This window comes from Pseudorhodoplanes sp., from assembly GCA_032027085.1.
In the GTDB taxonomy this organism is placed as follows: Bacteria; Pseudomonadota; Alphaproteobacteria; order Rhizobiales; family Xanthobacteraceae; genus Pseudorhodoplanes.
Genome location: JAVSMS010000001.1, coordinates 4,449,655 through 4,463,442 on the forward strand (window position 1 = coordinate 4,449,655; position 13,788 = coordinate 4,463,442).

A 13,788-nucleotide genomic window follows, 5' to 3' on the forward strand; every position below is an offset into this window, starting at 1 on the left:
GGACAGCTTCCAATCCGAAGACCAGAAAGGTCTTCTGAACGCAGGCGGCGGAGCTCGAAAGGGCTCCGCCGCTTGTGTTTGTTTCGCATTAACGAATTGTTAACTCTTTTTTTACCAGCCATTAGGGTTACCAGAAGATTATCAAGCCAAGCGCGTCGCGTTGAATCGCCCGCATTCAATTAAGGGAAGGCTTGTCATGGCTAGTGATGTCGTCCTGTCGGCTGGCGTCCGGCAAAATCTTTTGTCGCTGCAGAACACGGCGAGCCTGATGGCGACCACGCAGAACCGGCTTGCCACGGGCAAAAAGGTCAACACTGCCCTCGACAACCCGACCAACTTCTTCACCTCCGCTGCGCTCAAAAGCCGCGCCGGGGACCTGAGCGCCCTGCTCGATTCGATGTCAAACGGCATCAAGACCCTGGAAGCCGCCGATAACGGCATCACGGCCATCACCAAGACCATCGAGCAGATGCAGTCGACCCTGCGGCAGGCCCGCCAGGACAAGTCATTCAAGTCGACGTCCTATACCGTCGATGTGGGCGCTACGCCGGCCGGAACCGAGCAGATCAGCTTTTCCGGCGGCTCCGTCGGCACGACTCCGATCGCTGCCGATCTCACCACCGCCGTATCAACACTCGCCGCCGGCGCCTACACCAACATCGATTTCACCAACGCCGGCGCCAATGACGGCTCGATCACGTTCAACATCGCCGTCAATGGCGGCACGGCTGCGGCAATTTCCGTAACCCATGCCGACGTTGTCGCGGCCGGCGGCACACCCGCCGCGACAACCGCGACGCAACTGATGGGCATCCTCAACACCAAGCTCGCCGCAGCCAATGTCGATGCAACCGTCACGGTCGCCGGCGGCAACCTGGTCTTCACCGCAGATCGTGCCGACAGCAGCGTCGCCGACCTGACGATCAGCGGCTTTACGGCCGCCAACGGCGCGACCGGATCCGGCATCGCCAATGCCAGCGGCACCGACGGCGCCTTCGAGGCCAAGACCGTGGACGCGCTGGTCTCTCACATCAACACGGCCTTCGCCGGCCAGATCCGCGCCGCCAATGACAATGGCCGTCTGCGTATTGAAAATCTGTCGACGGCCGACCTCACGATTGCCGGATACAATACGACGGACGGGATACTCGACGGCGCAGCGACGACCGCGACCATCGGCGGCAACACCGTCCGTGCCAACTTCGTCACCCAGTTCAACGGCTATATCGACCAGCTCAACAAGCTGTCGGACGACGCCTCGTTCAACGGCGTCAACCTGCTGCGCGGCGACAAGCTGAAAATCACCTTCAACGAGGCCGGCACCTCCACCATCGAGATTCTGGCCAAGGATGCCTCCGGCAACGCCATCGCAATAAACACCTCAACGCTTGGCATCCTGCAGGCGACCAATCCGCAATTCGACAGCGACGACACGATCGATGCGCGCCTGACCGTGCTCGGCGACGCGCTGGCCAATCTGCGCGCGCAAGGTTCGGCCTTCGGCTCCAATCTCTCGATCGTGCAGAACCGCCAGACCTTCACCAAGGCGATGATCAACACGCTGGAAACCGGCGCCGACAACCTGGTGCTGGCGGATTCCAACGAGGAAGGCGCCAACATGCTGGCCCTGCAGACGCGCCAGCAGCTGTCCACGACGGCCTTGTCGCTGTCCGCTCAGGCCGACCAGGCGGTGCTGCGGCTCTTCGGGTAAGGCTTCCGAGTTCGTTAAAAAAACTTCCACGGCGGGGCCAAAAACCCCGCCGTTTTACATTTGGTTAACCATGTTCCTCAACGATGGCGCCTCGTGGAAAATGGGAGACAACCATGGCCCTCAAGGTCGAACTGAAGCCGGGCGAGCGCATCCTGATCGGCGAAAGCGTCATCACCAATGGCGACCAGCGCACCCGCTTCCTGGTCGAGGGCATGGCGCCGATCCTGCGCGAAAAAGACATCATGACCGCCAAGCACGCCGACACGCCGGCCAAGCGCATCTATCTTGCGGTTCAATTAATGTACATTTCCGGCGATCCGATGAAACATCATCAAGTCTATTTTAGCCTGATGCAGGATATCCTGCAGGCCGCCCCCTCAACCGGCAAGTACATCGCCAACATCAACAATCAAATCTTAACGGGCGATCTGTACAAGGCTTTGAAATCAGCCAAGAAACTGATCGAATACGAGCAGGAGCTTCTCCAACATGCAACAGGCGGCGCAGGCTTACGGAGCGGTGGCAAAGCAGATCGCCAATCCGCGTGATCTCGAATCAAGTCTGTTGCTGAAAGCCGCGGCGAAATTGCAGGCCATCCATGACAACTGGGAGGCCGAGCGCGGCAATCTCTACGACGCGCTGCTTTACAATCGCAAGCTCTGGATCGTGTTCATGACCTCGGCGACCAGCAAGGACAATCCGCTGCCCGCCGAAATCCGCCAGAACATTGCCAATCTCGGCATCTTCATCATGAACCAGACCGTGGCGATCACCGAAAAGCCGGCGCCGGAACGGCTGAAGGTGCTGATCAACATCAATCGCGAGATCGCCGCCGGACTGCGCAGCGCGGCCTGAGTTGCCGCCCGCGAAATGCAAAAGCCCACGCTGAAGCGTGGCTTTGTCTTTGACGCCTGTTCTTTCCTAGATGTAGTTGATGATGCTGGTCTGGTAGAGCATCGACGTGGCCCGCAGCGAGGCTTCCAGCCGGGTCTGCAGGGTGAGAATCTTGGCTGCCACTTCTTCGGTGGAAACGCCTTCGACGCCCTGCAACAGATCTTCCAGCGCCGCCTTGGTCTCGGTATGGCGCTCCTTGGCGGCGCCCATGGAGGTCTGGGCGCCGACGAGCTCCGCCTGAATCATTTCCACGCTCTCCGTGCCGGGTGGAACGCCAAGCGCCAGGCCCAGCCGTTCGGACAATTCCGTGCTCTTGAGCTGGATATCGGGATCCATTTCCGACAGCGGCATCACTGCCATGACGGCAATGTGCTGCAATTGCCAGCGGATGCCTTGCTCGTTGGCGCGCAGGCCGTACGACACGCTGATCGCCTGGTCGACCCGCGCCGTCGCCGTCGAGCGCGCGGACTGCGCGCCGGCTTCGCCGGTATACCAGAACACGGTGTTGGCCGGCGTACCTGCGAGGAGACCGGTCGCGGAGTCAAAAGGGGGACCGTCCACGCGCATCGGCGGGTTGGCCGCGTCCATGTTGAAGTATTCATCCGCGGCCTTGATCGCCGAAGCGGCGGCCAGCGAGGTATTCGCGAGAGTCGTGAGCGCGCCGGTCAGCGCTGTCTGCATGTTGGCGGCTGTGACATCGGAGGTCGCGCCAATGGTGAACTCGCCTGCGCCGGGGGTCGCCGAGGTGGTCGCGGTCAGCGTGATCGTTTCGAGTGAGCCATCAGGCAGGGTGAACGTAAATTTGACCTGCTCGCCCGCATTCGGATTGGTTGCACCGACATCGACGGACATGGCCGGCGGCATGCCGGCCGGAGGGGACACGGTCGAGCCAGTCAGGGACGAGGTGATATTTGCGAGCTTGAAGCCGAAAATGGAGGGCGCCGCGTCCTCTGCAACCTGAACTGATGTCACGGTCGGCGCCGTGATGTCCAGACGTCCCAGGCCAGTAGCGCCGCGATCCGCCTGGTTGCGCTCCGAAATGATCTGCTGCAACCCGGCGCGGACGCCGTCGCCATACAGCACATTGTTCATCGAGTCGACGGCCGACGTGTCGCTGGCCAGGCCGGAAAAGATGTAGCGATCGCCAACCTGGGTGTTGAGCAGACCGATGATTTCGTCGACGGCGTTCTTCGCGGTTTCCTTTGCGGTGGTGCGCTGGATCGACGAGTTGATCTGTCCTGATACCGCCTTCATCTCGCGGCCGAGTTCTGCAATGCGCGTCAATGCTGCATCGGCAATATCGACGCGCACGCCGACATTGCCGATGGTGTCATTGTAGCTGCCGATCGCAGCGAGCTGCGAGCGCAGGCCAACCGTCAGACCGCGATCAAGACCAAGTCCCGCGTAAGTGTCGGATCTCTTGCCCGTCGCCATCTGCCGCTGCAGGTCGCCGAGCTGGGTGCGCATGTCGACCAGCGACTGCACCATCAGCAATGACCGGGCTCCGATTCCGCCGATGCTACTCATCCTGTCCTCACATATTCATCAGCGTGTCGAGCATCTCCTTGACCGTCGACATCACCCGCGCGTTGGCGCCATAGGCTGTCTGGAGATTCAGGAGATGCGCCATTTCAACATCGACATTGACCGCAGCCGCCTCGGAAAAGCGCTCTTGCAGCGCGTTCACAACGACCTCCTGGCCTGCTGCCAGATTGGTCGCATTCTCGGCCGCCGCTCCCTGAAAACCGATCACCTGGCGCATGTAGGACGTGAGCGAACCGGAAAACGGGTTGTTCAACGCCCCGATGCCGGCGGAGGGCGAATAGGTCAGCGAAGCGCTGATCACCTGGTTGTAGATAAAGTTCGGCCGTGTGGCGTCTCCGCTCTCAGTCCCGGCCTGGTAGTTGACCAGGTTGGACGGGTCCGACAGCAACGCCGAATTGACGGAAATCCGACCGGCGAAGCCAAGGCTTTGCGGCCCCAGCGAGTTGAACGCACCGGAAAAAGGCAGTCCTGCGTCGGTGAAGAACGGCAAAGCGCCGGTTCCGCTGTTGAATGCGGTCAGCGTCCGCGTTCCGCCCACCGCATCGACATTGGATGTGTTGCCCGCGCCGTCGTCCACGATCCGCAGCGTATTTCCGGCCGGATTCGAGAAAACGACCTGACCGTTGAAATGGCTGGTCAACGCTGTCGCGACGGCGGCCATCCCGCCGGAGAAATCAACGCCGATGACTTCGTCATTCGGATCCGAGGTGGCGTCGTTCGAGAGCGGCAGCGCCTCCGGATCGTCGACCCGAATGATGCTGACCTTGCGCTGCTGGCCAGACATCACGTCCGTATAGGTCAGGTTGATGACATTGCCCGGAAGCATGCCCGTTGTGTCGATGTCGAAACCGCTTGGCGGACCGGCGACAGCCGTCGTCGGCATCGCGATACTCGATAACGACGAGGCCATGGCCGACGCAATCTGGTCGAGCTGTGCCTGGGCCTGCACCAGAATGTCGTCGCGCAGCTCCAGATAGGCGGCCATCTCGCCGGACCGGATCGACTTGCTGGCGATCAGATCCATGGGGCTGGCGGTGGATGACGTCAGGGTTAGCGTGCCCACGGTCCGCTTAGCGGGATCAGGGTCCCATTTCGCTTCCGCGGTGACCGTGCCCTGCGCGTCGAATCCGATCTGCGCGGCATCGACGCCAACCAGCTGGATACCGGAGCCCGTGAAAATATTGATCTGGTTGTTGTCGCCCTGCAGCACGCGGATGTCCATCAGGTGCGAGAGCTCGTCGATATACGCGTCGCGCTGATCCATCAGGGTTGCTGTGGCCGCGTCCTTGGCGTTGTTGCTCGACAATTGCCGGTTGATCGCGGCGACCTGCTGCATGGCGTTGTTGGCGCGCGCGACCGAGTCCGACAGACCAAGCTCCGCGTCGCTGCGCAGGCTCTGAATCTGGTTGCTCATGCTGTTGAGTTGCTGCGTCAGCACCTGCGCCAGGTTCAGCGTGGTGGTGCGCGCCGTCACCGAATCCGGGCTGGTGCTCAGCGCCTGCAGCGATGTCGTAAAGTTGTTGAACGCGGTTTCCAGCGTCGAATCCGCGCCAGGTTCGCCGAAGATGCTTTGGATGCGCGAATAATATTCGGCCCGCATCGTCGCGTAAGTGCCGCCAGAAACCTCGGCGCGCAACTGACGCTGCACATACTGATCGAGTTCGCGGTTGATCGAGGCGATGCGGACGCTGACGCCATTGGCGCCGGCGGCGGTGGTGACCTGGGCAGCCGTCTTGCGGACATAACCGGGCGTCTCTGCATTGGCAACGTTCGAAGCAACCAGCGCCAGCGAGGACTGGGTAATCCGCAGTCCGGCCACCGATGTCGCCAGGGCCTGTGAGAGACTCATGTCCTGTCCTCAGGCGTTACGCGACATGCCAATCAGCGCAGCATGTTCAGAAGGTCCTGGACCATCTGGTTCGCTGTAGTGATGACGCGGGTATTTGACGAATAGGCCTGCTGCGTCACGATCAGCTTGGTGAATTCGTCGGCGATGTCGGTGTTGGAGCCTTCCAGCGAGGAGCCGACGATCTTGCCGGAGGCGCCATAGGTCGGCGCGCCGGATTCGTCGGTCACCTCGAAGGCGCCGCCATCGATGCGCTTGAGGAAATTCGCGCCGTTGAAGTCAGCGAGCGTGATTTCGGCCAGGTCGATGGTGCGGCCGTTTGAGTAGCTGCCGACCACGCGGCCCTTGTCGCTCACCGCAACCGTCTGCAACTCGCCGGCGGCGTAGCCGTTCTGCGTCAGCAGGTTGACCTTGACGGTGCCGTTGGCGTCGGAGAATTGCGTGATGCCGCCGGCGCCGTGCACAACCTGGACGTTGCCGAGGCTGATGCCGTCGACCGTGACGTTGTTGAGCGCAAGCGTGGCGATCAGCGGATTCATTTGGCCATTGGCGCCGAATGTGTAGTTCACGCCCGCATTGCGCCACGCCACATCGGTGCCCGTCGCTGTTGAACTTTCTTGATAGAACAGGTTCCAGGTATCGGTGCCGCCGGTCGAGGCGCTGTCCACCTTGGCCCAGCGCAGCTGGATGTTTACGGGCGAGCCGGAAATGTCATAGGCGGTGATCGCGCCGCCGCCGATCGAATTATCGATGAAGGTCGACAAGTCATTGCCGACCACCGTGCCGTTGGACGGCAGTCCGGTCAGCGTCTGGATGCCGAAATTCTGCGGGCTGACGGTACCGCCGATGGTGATGACATCGGTCATGTTGCCGGCGTTGATCGTGATATTGCCGCCGGCGCCCACCGAGGCGGTGCCATAAAGTGGTGGCATGGCGCCGAGCGCAGTGGCCAGTTCAGCGAGTGTCGATACTTCGCCACCGCCGGTGCCAAATGTGATGGTGTAGGTCGGGTTGCCTCCGATGGTGATGTCCAAAGTCTGACCTTGCGCCGCCATATTCTGAGTCAGGATATTGGTGGCGTTGGTGGTGCCGATCGAAATGCCGAGTTCGGTCAGAAGCTGCGCCGGCGGCGTGCCGCCGATGGTGATGTTGGTATCCGCTGCGGCGCCGCCGGTCGTGGTGAGGACCAGCCTGCCGCCGACAATCGACGCATCAATCGGGATCGCCGCGCCGCCCATGGCAGTATCAATCGCCAATTCAATATCGGCCGGCGTATCGCCGGCTGCGAAGTTGACGTTGGTGCCATTGATCGTCAGGGTGCCGGCGGCACCCGCACTGAGGGTGGCCGGCAATGCGGTGGATCCCGTCAACGTCGCAGCTGCGTCAAGCAGGATGGTGGCGCCGGAGCCGAGAATGCGCGCGGGCTGCGGCGGACCCGCAACCGGGTTCGCCTGAAACGCCGCAGGATTGAGCACCTCGGAGCCGACCACGTCTTCATCGTAGTCCGCCGTATGCGGCGTGCGCGCCAGGTTCGCGCGATATTCGATCTGGGTCGTGGGCTGCGCCGGCAGGAAGTCGTTCTGGAATTGCAGGAGCGTCGGCACGCTGCCGACGAGATTGCCGGTCGTGGAGTCGACGGGGATGCCCATCAGATAATAGCCGGCGCCGTTGACCAGATAGCCGTTCTTGTCGACCTGGAAGTCGCCGCGGCGGGTGTAGTTCTCGACGCCGGCAAAGACCGGATTGTTGTCGACGAAATTGTCCGGCTTCTGCACCACGAAGAAGCCGTCGCCGTTGATCGCCATGAAGGTGCCGATTGAGGCGCTCTGGATGTCGCCCTGCACCGTGATGGTCGAGCGGGAATTCGCCACCACCGAACCGGCGAGCTGTTTGGAGGGGATGTTTTCAGGAATGAGGTCGACGAAGCTGGTGTCCTGGCGCTTGAACGCGGTCGTCTGCGAGTTCGCGATGTTGCCGGACACGTTCTCGAGCGCGAAAGATTGTGCGCGCATGCCGGTGACGGCGGTGCTGAGAGCGCCGAAGATACCCATTACATCCCTCCAGAGCGGCCGGGGCGGCCATCCCGGAAAAAGCCAAGGCCGCGCAATCACGCCTTGCATCGCAAGTCGCGTGCCACAAAAATTACTTTTTATTTTCAATAGCTTATATGATACAAGGAGGTAGAAGGATCGCTTGGTACTGGCGCCAAAATGCCTAGTCCCGGCAGGTTTTGCCGGGCAGATATTTACGTTCCGCCTACGTATTGCGGCTCAGGCCGCCCGGTCGGGCTTAAACTTCAGCGCCACGCCGTTCATGCAATAGCGTAGCCCGGTCGGCCTCGGTCCGTCGTCGAACACATGGCCGAGATGGCCACCGCAGCGACGGCAATGCACTTCGGTGCGGGTCATGAACAGCGAGCGGTCGACTTGAGTGCCGACCGCCTCGGGCAGCACATCGTAGAAGCTTGGCCATCCCGTGCCACTTTCATATTTCGTCGCGGAGGAGAACAGCGGCAGGTCGCAGCCGGCGCACGAATACACCCCTTTGCGCTTTTCCTGATTCAGCGCACTTGTTCCCGGCCGTTCGGTGCCGTGCTCGCGCAGCACATAGTATTGTGGAGCCGTGAGCAGCTTCTTCCATTCATCCGCCGATTTGGCGATCTCGAACGACTTCGTCTTTTCCGCCCGAGCGTCACCGCTCAGCCAGCGGGCGCCCAGAACGGCCGCACCGGCACCGGCTAACAGCATTGCGGCTTTGCGTCTGGTCTGCATGGCACTCTCCTGTATGTGCCGCTCGTCAGTGCGTCGCCTTGCCCCAAATCTGCTCGAGTCGCTGATCGCGTCCGCAATTCCAGCGGTAGAATTTATATTTGGCCGGATTCTTCAGATAGAAGTCCTGGTGATAATCCTCAGCCGGATAGAATTTCGTCGCCAGCACGATCTCGGTCTGGATCAGCAGGCTGAATTTCCCCGAAGCTTCCAACTCTTTCTTCGATTTTTCGGCAAGCTTCAATTGCGCCGCGTCATGCACGAAAATCGCCGTGCGATACATGTCGCCGGTATCGCAGAATTGCCGATCCTTGGCGAAGGGATCGATATTGTGCCAGAAGACGTCGAGCAGTTTCTCGTAAGAGACCTTGCCCGCATCAAAGACGATCTCGACCGCTTCCGCATGACCGGTGCCGCCGCGCGACACCTGCTGATAGGTCGGGTTCGCTACCTTGCCGCCGATATAGCCCGACATGGTGGAGATCACGCCGTCGACCTTGTCGAAATCGGCCTCAACACACCAGAAGCAGCCGCCGGCGAAGGTAGCTTTAGCGGTCTTCGGAGAATCGGATTGCGCCGCGGCGGCGGCGCCGGTCACAGCCACGGCCGCGAACACCAGAATGGAAGTCCATCGACGCATCGTCTGTCCTGCTTCTGATCAACACCGATCGCAGCGGCATTGCTCCATATTCGCAAGACCAGCCTAGCGCGTTTTCGCGAGCCCCTCACGCATGCTCACATTCCCGCGACCGCCCTGAAAGCCCATGAATTGCGACCTTCTTGCCCTCCCCGGCCGCTCTGACTAGTGTCCGGCCCGGCATCAGACGGGATTACCAAAATATGCGTTTTGAAGGCACCAAAGGCTATGTGGCAACCGACGATCTGAAGGTTGCAGTGAATGCCGCAGTGGCGCTGGAACGGCCGCTGCTGGTGAAGGGTGAGCCCGGCACGGGAAAGACCGTGCTGGCACTGGAAATCGCCAAGGCGATCGGCGCGCCGCTGATCGAGTGGCATGTGAAATCCACCACCAAGGCGCAACAGGGCCTCTATGAATATGACGCGGTGTCGCGCCTGCGCGACAGCCAGCTCGGCGACGAGCGCGTGAAGGACATCCGCAATTACATCAAGCGCGGGAAATTGTGGGACTCGTTCGTCTCGGACGAACGACCGGTGCTGCTGATCGACGAGATCGACAAGGCCGATATCGAGTTCCCGAACGACCTGCTGCAGGAACTCGACCGGATGGAATTCTTCGTCTACGAGACCGGCGAGACCGTGAAGGCACGGCGCCGCCCGATCGTGGTCATCACCTCGAACAACGAGAAGGAGTTGCCCGACGCCTTCCTGCGCCGCTGCTTCTTCCACTATATCCGCTTTCCCGACGCCGACACCATGCGCGCCATCGTCGATGTGCATTTTCCCGGCATCAAGCAGCGGCTGGTCGCGGAAGCGCTGAAGCTGTTCTATGAAATCCGCGATGTGCCCGGCCTGAAGAAAAAGCCGTCGACCTCCGAACTGCTCGACTGGCTCAAGCTATTGATGGTCGAAGATATCGGGCCGGACACCCTGCGCGAGCGCGATCCGAAAAAGCTGATTCCGCCGCTGCATGGCGCGCTGCTTAAGAACGAGCAGGATGTGCATCTGTTCGAGCGGCTGGCGTTCATGGCCAGACGTGATGGGCGTTGACGGCGAACAGCCGGCTCATGTCTTGTCAGAGGGCCCGTTAGGCCGCCCGTTCCGCACAGGTTTGCGCGGCTGCGGTCTTTTGCGTGCGGCCTGTTCGGCGCGATTGTCCCGCACCCGCTGGCGCAGATCGCCGGCAGCGGGCTTGTTCTTTTTCTCGACAGGACGCGCGACCTTCTTTACGTCGTGCTGACGTTCCCGTTCGGCCTTGCGCGAGGCGCGCGCCGCGAGGCGTTCCTGCGTCCTGCGGGTCCAATAGAAAATCTGTGCGAACGTGCGCCCCAGCGCGCCGCCGGCCCAGATCAATTCGAACGGCAGGAACAGCCGCCAAGCGGTATCGCCCTCGACAATGGCGCGCGCGATCATGTTGCCGGCCATCGCTGTCGTGTTCAGTCCATGTCCGCCGAAACCGCTGGCAAGCCAGACCGCATTGGTGACCTCGCCAATCTGAGGCATGCGATGCACAGCGTTCCCGAGCGTGCCGGTCCAGGCATACTCGATCTCGACATCACCAAGCTGTGGAAAGACACGCCGGATGTCGCGCCGCAATCCCTTGGCAAAGCGCCAGGGGTCGGCATTCCATGTCGCCATGCGGCCGGACCAGACCAGCCGGTCCTCCACGACGCGGTAATGATTGTCGGCCCAGTCGGTGTCCGACACCGAGCCGCGCCAGGCTATGGCCTCTGCCAGCTTGTCCGGATCCAGCGGCTTGGTTGTGATCACATAAGTGCGCACCGGCAGAATGGTCTGCGCGATGTCCGGCATCACAGAGCCAAGATGCGCATTGCCGGCGAGCACGATATGCGCGGCGCGAACGCGCGCCTGCGACGTCGCGACCCGCTTGCGTACGCCGGCAGGATCGATCGACAAGGCGGGTGTGTTCTCGCATATGCGCGCGCCTGCGTCTTCGGCAAGCTTGGCCAGCATGAGCGCATAATTGAGCGGCTGAATGTTGAACGCGTCCCGATATCCGATCGCCTGGAAATAATACGGCGTCTTCAGCAAGGTACGCACTTGCTCAGTCGCCAGAATGTCGACCTCGGCGCCGAGGTCGCGAAGCAATGCCCATTCCGACTGCACGGTTTTCGCACGGTCGATTTTTGAAACATGGAGCCAGCCGTCGCTGGCCTGGACGGGGATGTCGTTTTCCTCGATTGTCTGCCGCACGTAATCGAGACCGGCCTTCGACAGCGCCCAAAGAGCGCGCGCATGCTCGATCCCGACACGCTCGACAATGCGTCCCGGCGCTTGCGCAAATCCCGGCAGGACGAAACCTGTATTGCGGCTGGAGGCGTTCCAGGCAATGCGACTCGCCTCCAGCACGATCACCGACCATCCGCGACGCGCGATCTCTCGCGCCACCGTCAGACCGGCAAGTCCGCCTCCGATCACGCAGACATCGACATCGGCATCCACAGTCAACGGCGCCCGCGGCGGCGGCAAAGCCGCCGTCGCTGCGAACAGGCTCGATCCGTAGATCGCAATGTCCGGATTGCTCATGGAAAGGCCGGAATGGCGCCAATATCCGTCACGATCTCGCATGCTAAAGTTGGTAAAACAAGTCTTCGTACCTCGCAGGTCCCGCTCATGCGCCGCCTCATGCTGCTTCGCCATGCAAAATCCGACCGATCGCAGAACGGCCAACGCGACCATGACCGCGATCTCGCCGCGCGTGGGCGGGCGGCAGCGCCGCAAATTGGCGCCTATCTGGCGGAGCGCGCCCTGGTCCCCGATTGTGTTCTGGTCTCGACGGCACGGCGGACACGAGAGACTTGGAAGCTTGTGGCGGCCGCCCTGCCCGGAGCTCCGAAAGCCCGTTTCGATGAGCGCATCTATGAGGCGGACCCGGACGACATCCTGGACGCGATCCGCGCGACGCCGGCATCGTGCCAATGCCTGCTGGTGATCGGTCACAATCCCGGGCTGCAGGAACTGGCTTTGCTGCTGGCCAGCGATGGAAGCCAGAACGATCTCCACAGCCTGGCCGAAAAATTTCCGACCGCCGGCCTTGCCGTCTTCGATGTGCCGATCGACGACTGGGCCGATCTGCGCAGCCATACCGGCCGCCTCGATTCTTTCATCACGCCCCGCGCGCTCAGCGAAAAGATCTGATCCGCGACACCGAATCCCCTCTCCTCGCCGCCTTTGCCGTGGCAATATGCCCGGCGGCAATCCTGAGAGGAGGGCACGGTGTTCAAGACGATTCTGGTCCCGGTCGATCTCGCCGAACCCGAACTTGCCAAGCCGGCCATTGACACCGCCTGCGCAATGGCGCGCGCCTCCTCCGGCTCGGTCAGGCTGATCAATGTCCTGCCGATGACCCCGGTGATGCTTGCAGAATATGTCCCCCCGGATTTCGACGTGCAGCAGCGCAAGTCGGCCGAAGAAGGACTGATCGCGCTGGCGCGCGATTGCGGTCTCGGCGACAAGCACGTGTCAACCGTCGTCCGCCAAGGCGGCATTTATCATGAGGTCATCGAAGAGGCGAAAGCACTTCCGGCGGATCTCATCGTGATGACGTCGCACCGGCCGGACATGCGCAGCTATTTTCTGGGCTCCAATGCCGGCCACATGGTGCGCTATGCGACCTGCTCGGTGCTGGTGCTGCGAAACTAGCCTTTCGATCTGGGAAGTACATTTTCCGGAATGGCCGTTGCGGCGTAGCGGCCGGGGCGATTGCGCCGGAAAAATCCGCCGATCTGCCACAGCAGCAGCGCGAAAAATCCCACCAGAAACAGTGTCGCGGCCCAGGAATTCTGCCGCAACGCACTGACCAGCAGCGCGACAATGCCGATCGCAAGCGCTGCAAAGACGACGAACCCCGGCCAATACAGAAAAGGATGCGTGCCTGCGTCCAGCAATGGATTGGACTTTGCGGCAGCGATCCGCTGATGCAACGCGACGATGAAATCTCGATAGGGCTGATCCTGCCGCCGCTGTTCGGCGATGCCATGCCAGGATGTGGATGCGATGGTCAGCTTGGGCGCGCCCGGCGCCCATATCTCGGCGATGAACCGATAGGATTGCATCGTCGCCGGCCGGAATGACAAACGGACCCGCCGAATGTCGCGGTAGAAGATCTCGCCCTGCCGGCGGCCGATGACCCAGACCAGCCGGTCGGGGTCGAGCCGGAATTCCCAGGGCGCCCCCATCAGCGACGCCTTGTAGGCATAGGCGGGAGTTGCGGCTACCGCGCTATCGGACGTGTCCTCTACCTGACCCATTCCAACCCTTTGACCCGCCCCCAAAGCCGAGGCATCCCCTCAAGAGAGTCGCTTCCACCAACCCCTAGCCGGGCTGTTAGCCCAGCGCTGTGGATAAGCAAAGCTCGGTTTTCCCTT

At 61.6% G+C, this 13,788-nt stretch carries 13 protein-coding genes; 6 read left to right on the plus strand and 7 right to left on the minus strand.

All coding sequences use genetic code 11. The features are described 5' to 3' along the window. Window positions 1–196 precede the first annotated feature (196 nt). The 3 genes from RO009_21830 (at window position 197) to flaF (ending at window position 2,566) form a co-directional block, all read left to right on the plus strand. The gene (locus RO009_21830) at window positions 197–1,711 is read left to right on the plus strand and encodes a flagellin (protein MDT3687675.1); all 1,515 of its coding nucleotides are present in this window, start codon (window positions 197–199) and stop codon (window positions 1,709–1,711) included. A 113-nt stretch (window positions 1,712–1,824) separates the two neighbouring features. Continuing rightward, a complete protein-coding gene (gene flbT, locus RO009_21835) occupies window positions 1,825–2,259 on the plus strand; it encodes a flagellar biosynthesis repressor FlbT (GenBank protein ID MDT3687676.1) in 435 nt (144 codons plus the stop codon). After that, a complete protein-coding gene (gene flaF, locus RO009_21840; protein ID MDT3687677.1) occupies window positions 2,231–2,566 on the plus strand; it encodes a flagellar biosynthesis regulator FlaF in 336 nt (111 codons plus the stop codon). Before flbT ends, flaF begins: the two co-directional genes overlap by 29 nt. Window positions 2,567–2,632: 66 nt before the next feature. Here flaF and RO009_21845 read toward each other — a convergent pair whose 3' ends face one another. From RO009_21845 to msrA, 5 genes are all read right to left on the minus strand, one after another. Next, entirely contained in the window at window positions 2,633–4,132 is a 1,500-nt protein-coding gene (locus RO009_21845; protein ID MDT3687678.1) for a flagellar biosynthesis protein FlgL, read from the minus strand. A gap of 7 nt (window positions 4,133–4,139) precedes the next feature. After that, entirely contained in the window at window positions 4,140–5,999 is a 1,860-nt protein-coding gene (gene flgK / locus RO009_21850; GenBank protein MDT3687679.1) for a flagellar hook-associated protein FlgK, read from the minus strand. Between the two features lie 32 nt (window positions 6,000–6,031). Further along, window positions 6,032–8,047, minus strand: a complete 2,016-nt coding sequence (locus tag RO009_21855) for a flagellar hook-basal body complex protein (GenBank protein ID MDT3687680.1) — start codon at window positions 8,045–8,047, stop codon at window positions 6,032–6,034. Between the two features lie 219 nt (window positions 8,048–8,266). Then, entirely contained in the window at window positions 8,267–8,767 is a 501-nt protein-coding gene (gene msrB / locus RO009_21860) for a peptide-methionine (R)-S-oxide reductase MsrB (GenBank protein MDT3687681.1), read from the minus strand. Window positions 8,768–8,792: 25 nt separating this feature from the next. Further along, window positions 8,793–9,404, minus strand: a complete 612-nt coding sequence (gene msrA / locus RO009_21865; GenBank protein MDT3687682.1) for a peptide-methionine (S)-S-oxide reductase MsrA — start codon at window positions 9,402–9,404, stop codon at window positions 8,793–8,795. Window positions 9,405–9,604: 200 nt separating this feature from the next. Here msrA and RO009_21870 point away from each other — a divergent pair, with 200 nt between their 5' ends. Then, window positions 9,605–10,450: a MoxR family ATPase gene (locus RO009_21870; protein ID MDT3687683.1), complete on the plus strand. Its 846-nt coding sequence runs from the start codon at window positions 9,605–9,607 to the stop codon at window positions 10,448–10,450. 15 nt (window positions 10,451–10,465) lie between these two features. Here RO009_21870 and RO009_21875 read toward each other — a convergent pair whose 3' ends face one another. After that, window positions 10,466–11,947: an FAD-binding oxidoreductase gene (locus RO009_21875; protein ID MDT3687684.1), complete on the minus strand. Its 1,482-nt coding sequence runs from the start codon at window positions 11,945–11,947 to the stop codon at window positions 10,466–10,468. A gap of 99 nt (window positions 11,948–12,046) precedes the next feature. Between RO009_21875 and RO009_21880 the strand changes: the two genes are divergently transcribed. Continuing rightward, window positions 12,047–12,559 (plus strand): histidine phosphatase family protein, encoded by a 513-nt coding sequence (locus RO009_21880; protein MDT3687685.1) that lies wholly within the window; start codon window positions 12,047–12,049, stop codon window positions 12,557–12,559. Between the two features lie 78 nt (window positions 12,560–12,637). After that, the gene (locus tag RO009_21885; GenBank protein ID MDT3687686.1) at window positions 12,638–13,063 is read left to right on the plus strand and encodes a universal stress protein; all 426 of its coding nucleotides are present in this window, start codon (window positions 12,638–12,640) and stop codon (window positions 13,061–13,063) included. On the opposite strand, the gene RO009_21890 is transcribed toward RO009_21885, so the two are convergent. Next, a complete protein-coding gene (locus RO009_21890) occupies window positions 13,060–13,671 on the minus strand; it encodes a hypothetical protein (GenBank protein MDT3687687.1) in 612 nt (203 codons plus the stop codon). The two genes, RO009_21885 and RO009_21890, sit on opposite strands and share 4 nt — an antisense overlap. Window positions 13,672–13,788: the final 117 nt, after the last annotated feature.

Coding starts and splice junctions, on each gene's coding strand:
- RO009_21845 (MDT3687678.1), bottom strand. CDS start 4,132: ATGAGTAGCATCGGCGGAATCGGAGCCCGGTCATTGCTGATGGTGCAG.
- RO009_21880 (MDT3687685.1), top strand. CDS start 12,047: ATGCTGCTTCGCCATGCAAAATCCGACCGATCGCAGAACGGCCAACGC.
- RO009_21875 (MDT3687684.1), bottom strand. CDS start 11,947: ATGAGCAATCCGGACATTGCGATCTACGGATCGAGCCTGTTCGCAGCG.
- msrB (MDT3687681.1), bottom strand. CDS start 8,767: ATGCAGACCAGACGCAAAGCCGCAATGCTGTTAGCCGGTGCCGGTGCG.
- msrA (MDT3687682.1), bottom strand. CDS start 9,404: ATGCGTCGATGGACTTCCATTCTGGTGTTCGCGGCCGTGGCTGTGACC.
- flbT (MDT3687676.1), top strand. CDS start 1,825: ATGGCCCTCAAGGTCGAACTGAAGCCGGGCGAGCGCATCCTGATCGGC.
- RO009_21855 (MDT3687680.1), bottom strand. CDS start 8,047: ATGGGTATCTTCGGCGCTCTCAGCACCGCCGTCACCGGCATGCGCGCA.
- RO009_21890 (MDT3687687.1), bottom strand. CDS start 13,671: ATGGGTCAGGTAGAGGACACGTCCGATAGCGCGGTAGCCGCAACTCCC.
- flgK (MDT3687679.1), bottom strand. CDS start 5,999: ATGAGTCTCTCACAGGCCCTGGCGACATCGGTGGCCGGACTGCGGATT.
- RO009_21830 (MDT3687675.1), top strand. CDS start 197: ATGGCTAGTGATGTCGTCCTGTCGGCTGGCGTCCGGCAAAATCTTTTG.
- RO009_21870 (MDT3687683.1), top strand. CDS start 9,605: ATGCGTTTTGAAGGCACCAAAGGCTATGTGGCAACCGACGATCTGAAG.